The sequence below is a fragment of the Streptomyces sp. Ag109_G2-15 genome (assembly GCF_900215565.1).
Lineage (GTDB): Bacteria > Actinomycetota > Actinomycetes > Streptomycetales > Streptomycetaceae > Streptomyces > Streptomyces diastatochromogenes.
The window spans coordinates 2,082,856-2,097,856 of sequence record NZ_OCNI01000001.1 but is presented as its reverse complement, the minus strand read 5'-3'; the positions used below and the strand labels follow the sequence as shown (position 1 = coordinate 2,097,856).

Here is a 15,001-nt window from a genome sequence, read left to right as displayed (position 1 = left end):
CCGACATGCTGATCCCCCGTAGGGTCAAGCACCGCAAGCAGCACCACCCGAAGCGCAGCGGCGCTGCCAAGGGTGGCACGACGGTTGCGTTCGGCGAGTACGGCATCCAGGCGCTCACCCCGGCGTACGTGACGAACCGTCAGATCGAGGCCGCTCGTATCGCCATGACGCGTCACATCAAGCGTGGTGGCAAGGTCTGGATCAACATCTACCCGGACCGTCCCCTCACCAAGAAGCCTGCCGAGACCCGCATGGGTTCCGGTAAGGGTTCCCCGGAGTGGTGGATCGCCAACGTCAAGCCCGGACGCGTCATGTTCGAGCTGTCGTACCCCAACGAGAAGATCGCCCGTGAGGCGCTGACCCGTGCGGCCCACAAGCTGCCGATGAAGTGCCGGATCGTCAAGCGCGAGGCAGGTGAAGCGTGATGTCGGCCGGTACCAAGGCGTCCGAGCTGCGCGAGCTGGGCAACGAGGAGCTTCTGGGCAAGCTCCGCGAGGCCAAGGAAGAGCTGTTCAACCTCCGCTTCCAGGCGGCGACGGGTCAGCTCGAGAACCATGGCCGTCTGAAGGCGGTCCGCAAGGACATCGCGCGGATCTACACCCTGATGCGCGAGCGTGAGCTGGGCATCGAAACGGTGGAGAACGCCTGATGAGCGAGAAGAACGTGACTGAGAACGCAGAGGCGCGCGGTTTCCGCAAGACCCGTGAGGGTCTCGTCGTCAGCGACAAGATGGACAAGACCGTCGTCGTCGCTGTCGAGGACCGCGTCAAGCACGCGCTGTACGGCAAGGTCATCCGCCGTACCAACAAGCTCAAGGCGCACGACGAGCAGAACGCTGCGGGTGTCGGCGACCGCGTCCTCCTCATGGAGACCCGGCCGCTGTCCGCGACGAAGCGCTGGCGCGTCGTCGAGATCCTCGAGAAGGCCAAGTAATTTCCTGCGGGCAAACCCGCAGGACAGTTCCGCCAGGCTCCGCAGGGGCTCTCGTATGAGGCCCCTGCGGGGAACCGGCAGACAAACAGGAGATAGACGTGATCCAGCAGGAGTCGCGACTGCGCGTCGCCGACAACACTGGTGCGAAGGAAATCCTTTGCATCCGTGTGCTCGGTGGCTCCGGTCGCCGCTACGCGGGCATCGGTGACGTCATCGTCGCCACCGTCAAGGACGCGATCCCCGGTGGCAACGTGAAGAAGGGTGACGTCGTCAAGGCGGTCATCGTTCGCACCGTCAAGGAGCGCCGCCGTCCGGACGGCTCGTACATCCGCTTCGACGAGAACGCCGCCGTCATTCTGAAGAACGACGGCGACCCTCGCGGCACCCGCATCTTCGGCCCGGTCGGGCGTGAGCTGCGCGAGAAGAAGTTCATGAAGATCATCTCGCTGGCTCCGGAGGTGCTGTAAGCATGAAGATCAAGAAGGGCGACCTGGTCCAGGTCATCACCGGCAAGGACAAGGGCAAGCAGGGCAAGGTCATTGCCGCTTACCCGCGCGAGGAGCGTGTCCTGGTCGAGGGTGTCAACCGGGTCAAGAAGCACACCAAGGCCGGCCCGACCGCCAGCGGTTCGCAGGCCGGCGGCATCGTGACCACCGAGGCCCCCATCCACGTGTCCAACGTTCAGCTGGTCGTGGAGAAGGACGGCAACAAGGTCGTCACGCGTGTCGGTTACCGCTTCGACGACGAGGGCAACAAGATCCGCGTTGCCAAGCGGACGGGTGAGGACATCTGATGGCTACCACCACCACTCCGCGTCTGAAGCAGAAGTACCGCGAGGAGATCGCGGGCAAGCTGCGTGACGAGTTCAAGTACGAGAACGTCATGCAGATCCCCGGCCTCGTCAAGATCGTGGTCAACATGGGTGTGGGCGACGCCGCCCGCGACTCCAAGCTGATCGAGGGCGCCATCCGCGACCTCACCACGATCACCGGCCAGAAGCCGCAGGTCACCAAGGCCCGCAAGTCCATCGCGCAGTTCAAGCTGCGTGAGGGCCAGCCGATCGGTGCCCACGTCACGCTTCGTGGCGACCGCATGTGGGAGTTCCTGGACCGCACCCTGTCGCTCGCGCTCCCGCGCATCCGCGACTTCCGCGGCCTGTCCCCCAAGCAGTTCGACGGCCGTGGCAACTACACCTTCGGTCTCACGGAGCAGGTCATGTTCCACGAGATCGACCAGGACAAGATCGACCGCGTCCGGGGTATGGACATCACCGTGGTCACCACGGCGACCAACGACGCTGAGGGCCGCGCGCTCCTTCGTCACCTCGGCTTCCCGTTCAAGGAGGCGTGAGCGAGATGGCGAAGAAGGCTCTGATCGCTAAGGCTGCTCGCAAGCCCAAGTTCGGTGTGCGTGGCTACACGCGCTGCCAGCGCTGCGGCCGTCCGCACTCCGTGTACCGCAAGTTCGGCCTCTGCCGCGTGTGCCTTCGTGAGATGGCTCACCGTGGCGAGCTGCCGGGCGTGACCAAGAGCTCCTGGTAATCCCCGCTTTTTAGGGATTCCTGAAGCTCTCGGTAAGCATCTGGGTCGGCAGGGGCCCTTCTCCGCATGCCGTAGGCTTGCGGGGTTGGGCGTCTGCCGCGCCCGTACGACTTACTACGCCGTAGGTCCACCGCGCCGCACCCGTCCCGTCTCGGATCGGGGAGAGGGATGGCGCACCAGGAAACCCCGGCGAGAGAGGCCGAAGGCCAATTCATGACCATGACTGATCCGATCGCAGACATGCTTACGCGTCTGCGGAACGCGAACTCGGCATACCACGACTCCGTGACGATGCCGGCATCGAAGATCAAGTCGCACATCGCGGAGATCCTCCAGCAGGAGGGCTTCATCACGGGCTGGCGCGTCGAGGATGCCGAGGTCGGCAAGAACCTCGTCCTCGAGCTGAAGTTCGGCCCGAACCGTGAGCGCTCCATCGCGGGCATCAAGCGGATCTCCAAGCCCGGTCTCCGGGTGTACGCGAAGTCCACCAACCTGCCGAAGGTGCTCGGCGGCCTGGGCGTGGCCATCATCTCCACGTCCCACGGGCTCCTCACCGACAAGCAGGCCGGCAAGAAGGGCGTGGGTGGGGAAGTCCTCGCCTACGTCTGGTAGCGGAAGGGAACGGAGGAAACAGCTATGTCGCGTATTGGCAAGCTCCCCATCACGGTTCCCGCCGGCGTGGACGTCACCATCGACGGCAGCACGGTCGCGGTCAAGGGCCCCAAGGGCGAGCTGACCCACACCATCGTTGCGCCGATCGAGATCGTCAAGAACGAGGACGGCACCCTCCAGGTGACCCGTCCCAACGACGAGCGTCAGAACAAGGCCCTGCACGGCCTGTCCCGCACGCTGGTGGCGAACATGATCACCGGCGTGACCCAGGGTTACGTGAAGAAGCTCGAGATCAGTGGTGTCGGTTACCGCGTGACCGCCAAGGGTTCGAACCTGGAGTTCGCTCTGGGCTACAGCCACCCGATCACCGTCGAGGCCCCCGAGGGCATCACCTTCAAGGTGGAGGCCCCCACCCGGTTCTCGGTCGAGGGCATCGACAAGCAGAAGGTCGGCGAGGTTGCGGCCAACATCCGCAAGCTGCGCAAGCCCGACCCGTACAAGGCCAAGGGCGTCAAGTACGAGGGCGAAGTCATCCGCCGCAAGGTCGGAAAGGCGGGTAAGTAAGCCATGGCATACGGGCAGAAGATCCTGAAGGGCGACGCCTACAAGCGCGCCGCGATCAAGCGCCGTCACATCCGGATCCGCAAGAACCTTTCCGGTACGGCGGAGCGTCCCCGTCTGGTCGTGACCCGCTCCAACCGCCACATCGTGGCGCAGGTGATCGACGACCTGAAGGGCCACACCCTGGCGTCGGCGTCCACGCTGGACACGTCGATCCGCGGTGGCGAGGGCGACAAGTCCGCGCAGGCCAAGCAGGTCGGCGCCCTGGTCGCCGAGCGTGCCAAGGCCGCCGGTGTCGAGGCTGTCGTGTTCGACCGTGGTGGCAACCAGTACGCCGGGCGCATTGCCGCCCTGGCGGACGCCGCCCGCGAAGCCGGGCTCAAGTTCTGAGCCTGCCGTAGCTAGCGGAAACAGAGAGAGGTAATTCCAATGGCTGGACCCCAGCGCCGCGGTGGCGGTGCCGGTGGCGGCGAGCGGCGGGACCGGAAGGGCCGTGACGGCGGCGCTGCTGCCGCCGAGAAGACCGCGTACGTTGAGCGCGTTGTCGCGATCAACCGCGTCGCCAAGGTTGTGAAGGGTGGTCGTCGCTTCAGCTTCACCGCGCTGGTCGTGGTGGGCGACGGTGACGGCACCGTGGGTGTCGGTTACGGCAAGGCCAAGGAGGTGCCGGCCGCCATCGCCAAGGGTGTTGAGGAGGCCAAGAAGCACTTCTTCAAGGTCCCCCGTATCCAGGGCACCATCCCCCACCCCATCCAGGGTGAGAAGGCTGCCGGCGTCGTGCTGCTCAAGCCCGCGTCCCCGGGTACCGGTGTTATCGCCGGTGGTCCGGTGCGTGCCGTGCTCGAGTGCGCCGGTATCCACGACATCCTGTCGAAGTCGCTCGGCTCCGACAACGCGATCAACATCGTGCACGCGACCGTGGAGGCCCTGAAGGGCCTGCAGCGTCCCGAGGAGGTCGCGGCCCGCCGTGGTCTGCCGCTCGAGGACGTCGCTCCCGCGGCTCTGCTGCGTGCGCGTGCCGGGGCGGGTGCGTGATGGCTCAGCTCAAGATCACGCAGGTCAAGTCCTACATCGGCAGCAAGCAGAACCACCGCGACACCCTGCGCTCCCTTGGTCTCAAGGGCATCAACACGCAGGTCGTCAAGGAGGACCGCCCCGAGTTCCGCGGCATGGTGCACACCGTCCGCCACCTCGTGACGGTCGAGGAGGTCGACTGATCATGGCGGAGCAGAACCCGCTCAAGATCCACAACCTCCGTCCCGCCCCGGGCGCCAAGACCGCCAAGACCCGTGTCGGTCGTGGTGAGGCGTCGAAGGGTAAGACGGCCGGTCGTGGTACCAAGGGTACGAAGGCCCGTTACCAGGTTCCGGAGCGCTTCGAGGGTGGCCAGATGCCGCTCCACATGCGCCTCCCGAAGCTGAAGGGCTTCAAGAACCCGTTCAAGACCGAGTACCAGGTCGTGAACCTCGACAAGCTGGCCGCGCTCTACCCTGAGGGTGGAGAGGTCACCGTCGAGGGCCTCGTGGCCAAGGGTGCCGTTCGCAAGAACAGCCTCGTCAAGGTCCTCGGCCAGGGCGAGGTCTCCGTGGCGCTGCAGGTGACGGTCGACGCCGTCTCCGGCTCCGCCAAGGAGAAGATCACCGCCGCAGGCGGTACGGTCACCGAGCTCATCTGAGCTTGAGGACGTAAAGCGATCCCGACCGGGGGTACCTCACACCGAGGTATCCCCGGTCGGTCGTTCCAAGGGGGGCAGTGTCGCCGGTAAGGTGGCCTGCACTGTTCTTTTTCCGTATCCGTCGAACCTCAAGACCGTCACCCTTGACGCAGTTGCGCGGGGGTCGCAGGAGGCACCGTGCTCACCGCGTTCGCCCGGGCGTTCAGGACGCCCGACCTGCGCAAGAAGCTGCTGTTCACGCTGGCCATCATCGTGGTCTATCGGGTCGGTACCCACATCCCGATCCCGGGCGTCAACTACAAGGCCGTCCAGCAGTGCATGGACGAGGCGTCCGCCAACCAGGGCCTCTTCGGACTGGTCAACATGTTCAGCGGTGGCGCACTGCTGCAGATCACGATCTTCGCGCTCGGGATCATGCCGTACATCACGGCGAGCATCATCCTTCAGCTGCTGACCGTGGTCATCCCGCGTCTGGAAGCCCTGAAGAAGGAGGGCCAGGCGGGTACGGCGAAGATCACCCAGTACACCCGGTACCTGACGGTGGCGCTGGCCATCCTGCAGGGCACGGGTCTGGTGGCCACCGCCCGCAGTGGTGCGCTGTTCAACGGCTGCCAGGTCGCCAACTCGATCGTCCCGGACCAGGCGATCTTCACCACCATCACCATGGTCATCTGCATGACCGCCGGTACGGCCGTCGTGATGTGGCTCGGTGAGCTGATCACCGACCGCGGCATCGGCAACGGCATGTCGATCCTGATGTTCATCTCGATCGCCGCCACCTTCCCGTCCGCGCTGTGGGCCATCAAGAAGCAGGGCTCCCTGGCCGGCGGCTGGATCGAGTTCGGCACGGTCATCCTGGTCGGCCTGGTCATGGTGGCGCTCGTCGTCTTCGTGGAGCAGGCCCAGCGCCGCATCCCGGTGCAGTACGCGAAGCGCATGATCGGACGTCGTTCCTACGGTGGTACGTCCACGTACATCCCGCTCAAGGTGAACCAGGCGGGTGTGATTCCCGTCATCTTCGCCTCGTCGCTGCTCTACATCCCGGCGCTGGTCGCGCAGTTCTCGGGGAGCAACTCGAGCTGGAAGCAGTGGATCCAGAACAACCTGACCAAGGGTGACCACCCGATTTACATCACTCTGTACTTCTTGCTCATCGTTTTCTTCGCGTTCTTCTACGTGGCGATCTCCTTCAACCCCGAGGAAGTCGCCGACAACATGAAGAAGTATGGTGGCTTCATCCCGGGCATCCGGGCTGGCCGACCGACCGCTGAGTACCTGAGCTACGTGCTCAACCGGATCACCTGGCCGGGTTCGCTGTATCTGGGTCTGATCGCTCTCGTGCCAACAATGGCGTTGGTCGGGTTCAATGCCTCGAACAACTTCCCCTTCGGCGGTACCAGCATCCTGATCATCGTGGGTGTCGGTCTCGAGACGGTGAAGCAGATCGAGAGCCAGCTCCAGCAGCGCAATTACGAAGGGTTCCTCCGCTGATGCGTATCGTCCTCGTCGGGCCGCCCGGTGCCGGTAAGGGAACGCAAGCCGTCCGGCTCGCAGAGAAGCTGGCCATCCCGCACATCTCCACCGGCGACCTGTTCCGGGCCAACATCAGCCAGCAGACCGAGTTGGGCAAGCTCGCGAAGTCCTACATGGACGCCGGCAACCTCGTACCCGACGAGGTCACCATCGCGATGGCCAAGGACCGGATGGAGCAGCCCGACGCGGAGAACGGCTTCCTGCTGGACGGCTTCCCGCGCAACGTCTCGCAGGCCGAGGCGCTGGACCGGCTGCTGGACGAAGAGAGCATCAAGCTGGACGCCGTCCTGGACCTGGAGGTCCCGGAGGAGGAGGTCGTCAAGCGGATCGCCGGCCGGCGCATCTGCCGCAACGACTCGTCCCACGTCTTCCACGTGACGTACAGCCCGCCGAAGCAGGCCGGCGTGTGCGACGTCTGCGGCGGTGAGCTGTACCAGCGCGACGACGACTCCGAGGAGACCGTCCGCACGCGGCTGGAGGTCTACCACACGCAGACCGAGCCGATCATCGACTACTACAAGGCGCAGGGCCTGGTCGTGACGATCTCCTCCCTGGGTCCGGTGGACGAGATCACGCAGCGGGCGCTGGAGGCGCTCAAGCGCGAGAAGGCCGAGAACAAGTAGATCGCGGTCCTTCCGGCCGCGGTGCCCAGCCCGGGCGCCGCGGCCGTAGTGTTGTGTAGGTAACCCAGTCGACCTGAGTGACGGAGAGCGCAGGCCCCCCATGGTGCAGATCAAGACGCCCGAGCAGATCGCCAAGATGCGTGCGGCGGGCCTGGTCGTCGCCGCGATCCACGCGGCCACCCGGGAGGCGGCGGTGCCGGGCGCGAGCACCAAGGACCTGGACGAGGTCGCCCGCAAGGTGCTCGCCGAGCACGGCGCCAAGTCGAACTTCCTCGGCTACGGCGGCTTCCCCGCGACGATCTGCACCTCGGTCAACGACGTCGTGGTCCACGGCATCCCCTCCGACGAGGTCGTCCTGAAGGACGGCGACGTCATCTCCATCGACTGCGGCGCGATCGTCGACGGCTGGCACGGCGACGCCGCGTACACCGCCTTCGTGGGCTCCGGTCACGCTCCGGAGCTGATCGAACTCTCCCGGGTGACCGAGGAGTCGATGTGGGCCGGCATCGCGGCCATGAAGCAGGGCAACCGCCTGGTCGACGTCTCCCGGGCCATCGAGACGTACATCCGCCGCCAGCCGAAGCCCGGCGGCGGCCGCTACGGCATCATCGAGGACTACGGCGGCCACGGCATCGGCACCGAGATGCACATGGACCCGCACCTGCTGAACTACGTGGACCGCCGCCGCGGCAAGGGCCCCAAGCTGGTGCCCGGCTTCTGCCTCGCGATCGAGCCGATGGTCTCCCTCGGCACCCCGCGCACCGAGGTCCTCGAGGACGACTGGACGGTCATCACCACGGACGGCACGTGGTCGTCCCACTGGGAACACTCGGTCGCACTGACCGCGGAGGGGCCGCTGGTCCTGACCGCTCCCGACGGCGGCAGGGCGAAGCTGGCGGAGTACGGCATCACGGCCGCACCGGACCCCCTTGCATGACGATCTTCCGTGTGGGGCAGGTTCCCTCGATTCGTGTTTCCGGGTGCGCTGACGTAGACTGACTCGTCGGCTCTCGTGCACCCGCATGTCCGCATGCGCTCGCAACTTGTCCCACCGGGCAAGCGAGAGAGTCGATCAAGGTAGTCGATTCGAAGGGCGAAGCGTGGCCAAGAAGCAAGGTGCCATCGAGATCGAGGGCACTGTCGTCGAGTCTCTGCCGAACGCCATGTTCAAGGTCGAGCTCCAGAACGGCCACCAGGTCCTGGCACACATCAGCGGCAAGATGCGTATGCACTACATCCGCATCCTCCCTGACGACCGGGTCGTGGTGGAGCTGTCTCCGTACGACCTGACGCGTGGCCGGATCGTCTACCGCTACAAGTAGATCTTGCCCGCATCCCGTTCCGGCGGGGTGGTGGCACTGACCCGGAGAACCTCAATCCCATGAAGGTCAAGCCGAGCGTCAAGAAGATCTGCGACAAGTGCAGGGTGATCCGCCGTCACGGTCGGGTCATGGTCATCTGCGAGAACCCGCGCCACAAGCAGCGCCAGGGCTGACGCACGACCGATCCCTCTGCATCCATCGCAGAGATTCGCGCGACGCAAGCTGAATATGTTCATACGCAGGTCCCGAGCCCACTGTGGCTCGACACCCCCGGTTCGGAGGCCGGGGACCCAGTTCGTACCTCGTACGGCGGCTGGGAGTCGGTCCTGCGGAAGACCTCCGAAGATCAACTGGAGCCATTGAATGGCACGCGTTTCCGGTGTTGACATCCCGCGCGAAAAGCGCGTGGAGGTCGCCCTCACCTACGTGTTCGGCATTGGCCGGACCCTTTCGCAGCAGACGCTGGCGGAGACGGGCATCGACCCGAACACCCGTGTTCGTGACCTGACCGAAGAGCAGCTCGTCGCGATCCGCGAGTACGTCGACAACAACATCAAGACCGAGGGTGACCTCCGTCGCGAGATCCAGGCCGACATCCGCCGCAAGGTCGAGATCGGCTGCTACCAGGGTCTGCGGCACCGCCGCGGCCTGCCCGTCCGCGGTCAGCGCACCAGCACCAACGCCCGCACCCGCAAGGGCCCGCGTCGCGCCATCGCCGGCAAGAAGAAGCCGGGCAAGAAGTAGTCCGCAGCGGACCTCAGTCCACGGTCTTCGCTGTAGGACCGACCACCTCCCGTAGGAGTTAGTAGATGCCCCCCAAGGGACGTCAGGGCGCTGCCAAGAAGGTGCGCCGCAAGGAAAAGAAGAACGTCGCTCACGGCCACGCGCACATCAAGAGCACGTTCAACAACACGATCGTGTCGATCACGGACCCGTCGGGCAACGTGATCTCCTGGGCCTCCGCCGGCCACGTCGGCTTCAAGGGCTCCCGGAAGTCCACGCCGTTCGCCGCGCAGATGGCCGCCGAGTCGGCTGCCCGCCGCGCCCAGGAGCACGGCATGCGCAAGGTCGACGTGTTCGTCAAGGGCCCGGGCTCCGGTCGTGAGACCGCGATCCGCTCCCTGCAGGCCACGGGCCTCGAGGTCGGCTCCATCCAGGACGTCACCCCGACCCCGCACAACGGCTGCCGCCCGCCGAAGCGCCGCCGCGTCTGACGCACGGCTGCTTCCAGCAGGCTTTGGTTCCGGGCGGTACGGCTCCTTCGGGTCGTACCGCCCGTACCCTTGCAGTACCCGCGCTTTTTCATGGGTGCGGTTTCCGTCGGGCGTCAAATAGCGGGCGTCCACGAAAGAAGGATCTGATCCACACATGCTGATCGCTCAGCGTCCCTCGTTGACCGAAGAGGTCGTCGACGAGTTCCGCTCCCGGTTCGTGATCGAGCCGCTGGAGCCGGGCTTCGGCTACACCCTCGGCAACTCCCTCCGCCGTACCCTCCTGTCGTCGATCCCCGGCGCTGCTGTCACCAGCATCCGCATCGACGGCGTCCTGCACGAGTTCACCACCGTGCCGGGCGTCAAGGAGGACGTCACCGACCTGATCCTCAACATCAAGCAGCTGGTCGTCTCCTCGGAGCACGACGAGCCGGTCGTGATGTACCTGCGCAAGCAGGGTCCGGGTCTGGTCACCGCCGCCGACATCGCGCCCCCGGCCGGTGTCGAGGTGCACAACCCCGACCTCGTCCTCGCCACGCTCAACGGCAAGGGCAAGCTGGAGATGGAGCTGACCGTCGAGCGCGGTCGCGGTTACGTCTCCGCCGTGCAGAACAAGCAGGTGGGCCAGGAGATCGGCCGTATCCCGGTCGACTCCATCTACTCGCCGGTTCTCAAGGTCACGTACAAGGTCGAGGCCACGCGTGTCGAGCAGCGCACCGACTTCGACAAGCTGATCGTCGACGTCGAGACCAAGCAGGCGATGCGTCCCCGTGACGCCATGGCCTCCGCGGGTAAGACCCTGGTCGAGCTGTTCGGTCTCGCCCGCGAGCTGAACATCGACGCCGAGGGCATCGACATGGGCCCGTCCCCCACGGACGCCGCCCTTGCCGCCGACCTGGCGCTGCCGATCGAGGAGCTCGAGCTCACCGTTCGGTCCTACAACTGCCTCAAGCGTGAGGGCATCCACTCCGTGGGTGAGCTGGTCGCGCGCTCCGAGGCCGACCTCCTGGACATCCGCAACTTCGGTGCGAAGTCCATCGACGAGGTCAAGGCGAAGCTGGCCGGCATGGGCCTGGCCCTCAAGGACAGCCCGCCCGGATTCGACCCCACGGCCGCTGCCGACGCCTTCGGCGCCGACGACGACGCGGACGCGGGCTTCGTGGAGACCGAGCAGTACTGATCTCCACCACCTCCGGGGTTCGCGCAAGCGGACCCCGGATCTCCGACAGGCAACCGCCTGCTCGGATACTGACCCCGGTACCTGACACGGCCGGGGCAGACACACAGGAGAAGAACAATGCCGAAGCCCACCAAGGGTGCCCGTCTGGGCGGCAGCGCCGCGCACGAGAAGCTGCTCCTCGCGAACCTGGCGAAGAGCCTCTTCGAGCACGGCCGTATCACCACCACCGAGGCGAAGGCCCGCCGCCTGCGCCCGTACGCCGAGCGTCTGGTCACCAAGGCGAAGAAGGGCGACCTTCACAACCGCCGTCAGGTGCTCCAGGTCATCACGGACAAGAGCGTCGTCCACACGCTCTTCACCGAGATCGCCCCGCGCTACGAGAACCGTCCGGGTGGTTACACCCGCATCACCAAGATCGGTAACCGCCGTGGCGACAACGCGCCCATGGCCGTCATCGAGCTGGTCGAGGCGCTGACGGTTGCGCAGCAGGCGACCGGTGAGGCCGAGGCCGCCACCAAGCGTGCGGTCAAGGAGGCCGAGGAGGCCAAGGCTGCCGAGACCACCGAGGCTCCGGCCGAGGAGGCCGCTGCCGAGGAGTCCAAGGACGCCTGAGGCTCTGCCTGACGTGAAGCGGGCTCGCCCTTCGGGGCGAGCCCGCTTTCACGTTTTTTGAATGGGTGCTGCCTTGAGAGGATTCCTACGTGAGTGACGAAGTACAGCCCGGGTACGTCCGTGTCCGCCTCGACATCTCCTACGACGGCACCGACTTCCACGGCTGGGCCAAGCAGGCCGGCGGCAAGCGGACCGTGCAGGGGGAGATCGAGGACGCCCTGCGGACGGTGACGCGGTCGCGGGAGACGTACGAGTTGACCGTGGCCGGGCGGACCGATGCCGGGGTGCACGCGCGCGGGCAGGTGGCGCACGTGGACCTGCCCGAGGAGGTCTGGCGGGAGCACAACCAGAAGCTGCTCAAGCGGCTCGCCGGGCGGTTGCCGAAGGACGTGCGGGTGTGGGCCCTCAGGCCGGCGCCGAGCGGCTTCAACGCCCGTTTCTCCGCCGTCTGGCGCCGGTACGCCTACCGGGTCACCGACAACCCCGGTGGTGTCGACCCCATCCTCCGCAACCACGTCCTCTGGCACGACTGGCCGCTCGACGTGGACGCCATGAACGAGGCCGCGCGGGCACTGCTCGGCGAGCACGACTTCGCCGCGTACTGCAAGCGGCGTGAGGGTGCGACCACGATCCGTACGCTCCAGGAGCTGAGCCTGGCCAAGGGGGCGGACGGGATCATCACCGCGACCGTGCGGGCCGACGCGTTCTGCCACAACATGGTGCGCTCGCTGATCGGCGCGCTGCTGTTCGTCGGGGACGGCCACCGCGGCCCGGAGTGGCCCGGGAAGGTGCTGGCCGCGGGTGTCAGGGACTCCGCCGTGCACGTCGTACGACCGCACGGGCTGACCCTGGAGGAGGTCGGTTACCCCGCCGACGAGCTGCTGGCCGCGCGGAACAAGGAGGCCAGGAACAAGCGCTCGCTTCCGTCGGCGGGGTGCTGCTGAGACCTACCGGTTCGCTGCGGCGGAGGCCTGGGCCTCGCCGCGGCGGTAGATCTGCCGGAAGGTGAACTCCTGCAGGTCGTCGCTGACGGAGAAGGCCTGGGTGTCCTTCTTGGTGACGTTCTTGCCGTTGGTGAAGCCGGTGATCGTGAAGTAGGCGTAGCGGCCGACGGTGTTGCGGGTCGAGAAGCAGACCGCGCCGTCGCAGAAGGGCTTGACGCCCTTGCCGGCCAGCGAGCGCACGATGCTCCGGTCGTCGGTCTGGGCCTTGGCCTTCGCGGCCTGGGCCTGGGTGTCGAAGACGGCGACGCCGACGGTGATCGCGATGCCCGGCTTGGTGTAGCTGGTGCGTATCAGGCGGGTGCAGCCGTTCGCGGTGAGGATCTTGGGCAGGGTCGCGTCGGCGGCGGAGGCGCAGTTCGTCGTGTCGGCGGTCGCGCCCTTCTTGTACACCGTGCTGCCCATGGTCAGCTGCGTCCCCGGGAACAGCGTCTCGGGGCTCAGCGGCGCGGTGTCCTTCTTCACACTGGATATGAAGTCCTTCGGGTCCAGCGGCGGCGGGGCGCTGGTGGGGGCGAAGGACGGCGCCGTCGCCGAGCCGCTGGGCAGGGAGGCGCTGGCGGGCAGGTTGGTGGGGTTGCCCGAGGCGTCGTTGTCCCCGTTCGCGGACACGACGGCCATCGCGACGGCGGTGCCGACCGCGATCGTCGCGAGCGCGCCGCCGCCGATGAACAGCACTCTGCGGCGCTTGTTCCGCGTCTCCGAGGCCTCGGCGAGCGCGGCCCAGTCCGGAGTCCCGTCGTCACCGCCGCTGCTCCAGGGCTGCTGGGAATTCGGTTTCCAGGGATCCCACTGAGACTGGGGTCCCCCCTGCCCGTAACTCATGGGGCGCATCTTAGACGGGGGCCGGGGGGTGCTGGAGCGCGTCGGTCGGCATGCCTCGTTTGTCCGTCGACATGAGGGGGAAGAGCCTCGTTTTGACCCTGCCGGGGGCGCCCAGGTATTCTGCTTCTTCGTTGTGTATTGGCTTGCTCATTCTCACGGGACGGGCCCTTACACCGGTCCACCGGGCCGATGACCAGCGATCAGCACGCGGTTTGCGTCACCGCGGTGCGGTCAGGGCTGTCGTGATCGTTTCGGTGACCTGTTCAGGACCATTCACTCGAAGCGAAGGCTACGAACCGTGCGTACGTACAGCCCCAAGCCCGGCGATGTGACGCGCCAGTGGCACGTCATCGACGCTCAGGACGTTGTCCTGGGCCGTCTCGCCAGCACCGCCGCCTCCATCCTGCGGGGCAAGCACAAGCCGATCTACGCGCCCCACGTCGACACCGGTGACTTCGTCATCATCATCAACGCCGACAAGGTGCACCTGTCCGGCAACAAGCGGACCCAGAAGATGGCGTACCGCCACTCCGGCTACCCGGGTGGTCTGCGCTCCGTCCGCTACGACGAGCTGCTCGACAAGAACCCCGAGAAGGCCATCGAGAAGGCCGTCAAGGGCATGCTCCCCAAGAACACGCTGGGCCGTCAGATGCTCTCGAAGCTGAAGGTCTACAAGGGTGACCAGCACCCGCACGCTGCCCAGCAGCCGGTGCCGTTCGAGATCACCCAGGTCGCGCAGTAAGTCCGGCCACCCCCTAAGACTGAAGAGAATCTGAGGAGAATCGTGGCCGAGACCACTGCCGAGCAGCCGCTCGAAGAGACCGAGCTCGTCGACATCGACAGCTACACCACCGAGTCCGAGGTCCCCGTCGAGGGTGAGTACACCTCGGAGTCCCTTGCCTCCCGCTTCGGCGAGCCCCAGCCGGCCGCCGGCCTGGGCCGTCGCAAGAACGCCATCGCCCGCGTCCGGATCGTTCCGGGCACCGGCAAGTGGAAGATCAACGGTCGCACCCTCGAGGACTACTTCCCGAACAAGGTGCACCAGCAGGAAGTCAACGAGCCCTTCAAGGTGCTCGAGCTCGACGGCCGTTACGACGTCATCGCCCGCATCGCGGGTGGCGGTGTCTCCGGTCAGGCCGGTGCGCTCCGTCTCGGTGTCGCCCGTGCGCTGAACGAGGCCGACGTCGACAACAACCGCGGCCCGCTCAAGAAGGCCGGCTTCCTCAAGCGCGACGACCGTGCGGTCGAGCGCAAGAAGGCCGGTCTGAAGAAGGCCCGCAAGGCCCCGCAGTACAGCAAGCGCTAATCAGCAGCTGCCTGCTCGTACTCCGAACGCCCCGGCGGCACGCCACATGTGCCGTCGGGGCGTTCG

26 protein-coding genes are annotated in these 15,001 nt (G+C 66.3%); 25 read left to right on the top strand and 1 reads right to left on the bottom strand.

The features are described from left to right. Positions 1-5: 5 nt before the first annotated feature. The 23 genes from rplP to truA all read left to right on the top strand — a co-directional run bounded on the left by rplP (position 6) and on the right by truA (position 12,747). A complete protein-coding gene (rplP, locus tag CRP49_RS09060) occupies positions 6-425 on the top strand; it encodes a 50S ribosomal protein L16 (RefSeq protein WP_030967307.1) in 420 nt (139 codons plus the stop codon). Continuing rightward, positions 425-649 carry a 50S ribosomal protein L29 gene (gene rpmC / locus CRP49_RS09055; RefSeq protein WP_018564811.1) on the top strand — a complete coding sequence of 75 codons (225 nt, stop codon included), beginning with the start codon at positions 425-427 and terminating at the stop codon, positions 647-649. The genes rplP and rpmC overlap by 1 nt, the downstream gene beginning before the upstream one ends. Then, complete coding sequence (rpsQ, locus tag CRP49_RS09050) at positions 649-933, top strand: 30S ribosomal protein S17 (protein WP_018543912.1); 285 nt, start codon at positions 649-651, stop codon at positions 931-933. Before rpmC ends, rpsQ begins: the two co-directional genes overlap by 1 nt. Before the next feature lie 98 nt (positions 934-1,031). After that, a complete protein-coding gene (gene rplN, locus CRP49_RS09045; RefSeq protein ID WP_003998823.1) occupies positions 1,032-1,400 on the top strand; it encodes a 50S ribosomal protein L14 in 369 nt (122 codons plus the stop codon). Positions 1,401-1,402: 2 nt separating this feature from the next. Continuing rightward, positions 1,403-1,726 (top strand): 50S ribosomal protein L24, encoded by a 324-nt coding sequence (gene rplX, locus CRP49_RS09040; protein WP_030930498.1) that lies wholly within the window; start codon positions 1,403-1,405, stop codon positions 1,724-1,726. Next, positions 1,726-2,283: a 50S ribosomal protein L5 gene (rplE, locus tag CRP49_RS09035; protein ID WP_097252926.1), complete on the top strand. Its 558-nt coding sequence runs from the start codon at positions 1,726-1,728 to the stop codon at positions 2,281-2,283. The genes rplX and rplE overlap by 1 nt, the downstream gene beginning before the upstream one ends. 5 nt (positions 2,284-2,288) lie before the next feature. After that, positions 2,289-2,474, top strand: a complete 186-nt coding sequence (locus CRP49_RS09030; protein ID WP_003948630.1) for a type Z 30S ribosomal protein S14 — start codon at positions 2,289-2,291, stop codon at positions 2,472-2,474. Positions 2,475-2,687: 213 nt separating this feature from the next. Beyond that, on the top strand, positions 2,688-3,086 hold the full coding sequence (rpsH, locus tag CRP49_RS09020) for a 30S ribosomal protein S8 (protein WP_030046382.1): 399 nt from the start codon (positions 2,688-2,690) through the stop codon (positions 3,084-3,086). 24 nt (positions 3,087-3,110) lie between these two features. Further along, positions 3,111-3,650 carry a 50S ribosomal protein L6 gene (gene rplF / locus CRP49_RS09015; protein ID WP_097252925.1) on the top strand — a complete coding sequence of 180 codons (540 nt, stop codon included), beginning with the start codon at positions 3,111-3,113 and terminating at the stop codon, positions 3,648-3,650. A gap of 3 nt (positions 3,651-3,653) precedes the next feature. Beyond that, positions 3,654-4,037 carry a 50S ribosomal protein L18 gene (rplR, locus tag CRP49_RS09010; RefSeq protein ID WP_071373345.1) on the top strand — a complete coding sequence of 128 codons (384 nt, stop codon included), beginning with the start codon at positions 3,654-3,656 and terminating at the stop codon, positions 4,035-4,037. A gap of 39 nt (positions 4,038-4,076) precedes the next feature. After that, positions 4,077-4,682 (top strand): 30S ribosomal protein S5, encoded by a 606-nt coding sequence (gene rpsE, locus CRP49_RS09005; RefSeq protein WP_015658456.1) that lies wholly within the window; start codon positions 4,077-4,079, stop codon positions 4,680-4,682. Then, complete coding sequence (rpmD, locus tag CRP49_RS09000; RefSeq protein WP_003974250.1) at positions 4,682-4,864, top strand: 50S ribosomal protein L30; 183 nt, start codon at positions 4,682-4,684, stop codon at positions 4,862-4,864. Before rpsE ends, rpmD begins: the two co-directional genes overlap by 1 nt. A 2-nt stretch (positions 4,865-4,866) precedes the next feature. Then, positions 4,867-5,322 carry a 50S ribosomal protein L15 gene (rplO, locus tag CRP49_RS08995; RefSeq protein WP_094215509.1) on the top strand — a complete coding sequence of 152 codons (456 nt, stop codon included), beginning with the start codon at positions 4,867-4,869 and terminating at the stop codon, positions 5,320-5,322. Positions 5,323-5,499: 177 nt separating this feature from the next. Beyond that, a complete protein-coding gene (secY, locus tag CRP49_RS08990) occupies positions 5,500-6,813 on the top strand; it encodes a preprotein translocase subunit SecY (RefSeq protein ID WP_097252924.1) in 1,314 nt (437 codons plus the stop codon). Beyond that, positions 6,813-7,478, top strand: coding sequence for an adenylate kinase (locus CRP49_RS08985; RefSeq protein ID WP_094215507.1), 666 nt, complete (start codon positions 6,813-6,815; stop codon positions 7,476-7,478). The genes secY and CRP49_RS08985 overlap by 1 nt, the downstream gene beginning before the upstream one ends. A gap of 100 nt (positions 7,479-7,578) precedes the next feature. Continuing rightward, positions 7,579-8,415, top strand: coding sequence for a type I methionyl aminopeptidase (gene map, locus CRP49_RS08980; protein ID WP_097252923.1), 837 nt, complete (start codon positions 7,579-7,581; stop codon positions 8,413-8,415). A 163-nt stretch (positions 8,416-8,578) separates the two neighbouring features. Further along, positions 8,579-8,800, top strand: coding sequence for a translation initiation factor IF-1 (infA, locus tag CRP49_RS08975; RefSeq protein ID WP_003948620.1), 222 nt, complete (start codon positions 8,579-8,581; stop codon positions 8,798-8,800). A gap of 59 nt (positions 8,801-8,859) precedes the next feature. After that, positions 8,860-8,973 carry a 50S ribosomal protein L36 gene (gene rpmJ, locus CRP49_RS08970; RefSeq protein WP_003998809.1) on the top strand — a complete coding sequence of 38 codons (114 nt, stop codon included), beginning with the start codon at positions 8,860-8,862 and terminating at the stop codon, positions 8,971-8,973. Between the two features lie 190 nt (positions 8,974-9,163). Further along, positions 9,164-9,544, top strand: coding sequence for a 30S ribosomal protein S13 (gene rpsM / locus CRP49_RS08965; protein ID WP_031167100.1), 381 nt, complete (start codon positions 9,164-9,166; stop codon positions 9,542-9,544). Between the two features lie 65 nt (positions 9,545-9,609). Beyond that, positions 9,610-10,014, top strand: a complete 405-nt coding sequence (gene rpsK / locus CRP49_RS08960) for a 30S ribosomal protein S11 (protein ID WP_003956432.1) — start codon at positions 9,610-9,612, stop codon at positions 10,012-10,014. A gap of 154 nt (positions 10,015-10,168) precedes the next feature. Then, positions 10,169-11,191, top strand: coding sequence for a DNA-directed RNA polymerase subunit alpha (locus CRP49_RS08955; RefSeq protein WP_003966937.1), 1,023 nt, complete (start codon positions 10,169-10,171; stop codon positions 11,189-11,191). A gap of 117 nt (positions 11,192-11,308) precedes the next feature. Then, positions 11,309-11,803 carry a 50S ribosomal protein L17 gene (rplQ, locus tag CRP49_RS08950; RefSeq protein ID WP_097252922.1) on the top strand — a complete coding sequence of 165 codons (495 nt, stop codon included), beginning with the start codon at positions 11,309-11,311 and terminating at the stop codon, positions 11,801-11,803. A gap of 89 nt (positions 11,804-11,892) precedes the next feature. After that, positions 11,893-12,747 (top strand): tRNA pseudouridine(38-40) synthase TruA, encoded by an 855-nt coding sequence (gene truA / locus CRP49_RS08945; RefSeq protein ID WP_097252921.1) that lies wholly within the window; start codon positions 11,893-11,895, stop codon positions 12,745-12,747. A gap of 3 nt (positions 12,748-12,750) precedes the next feature. Here the strand turns inward: truA and CRP49_RS08940 are convergent, their stop codons facing one another. Further along, positions 12,751-13,629: a hypothetical protein gene (locus CRP49_RS08940; protein ID WP_097252920.1), complete on the bottom strand. Its 879-nt coding sequence runs from the start codon at positions 13,627-13,629 to the stop codon at positions 12,751-12,753. A 298-nt stretch (positions 13,630-13,927) separates the two neighbouring features. Between CRP49_RS08940 and rplM the strand changes: the two genes are divergently transcribed. Both rplM and rpsI read left to right on the top strand, forming a co-directional pair. Beyond that, positions 13,928-14,371: a 50S ribosomal protein L13 gene (rplM, locus tag CRP49_RS08935; protein WP_037680366.1), complete on the top strand. Its 444-nt coding sequence runs from the start codon at positions 13,928-13,930 to the stop codon at positions 14,369-14,371. Positions 14,372-14,413: 42 nt separating this feature from the next. After that, the gene (rpsI, locus tag CRP49_RS08930; protein WP_066995736.1) at positions 14,414-14,935 is read left to right on the top strand and encodes a 30S ribosomal protein S9; all 522 of its coding nucleotides are present in this window, start codon (positions 14,414-14,416) and stop codon (positions 14,933-14,935) included. Positions 14,936-15,001 lie beyond the last annotated feature (66 nt).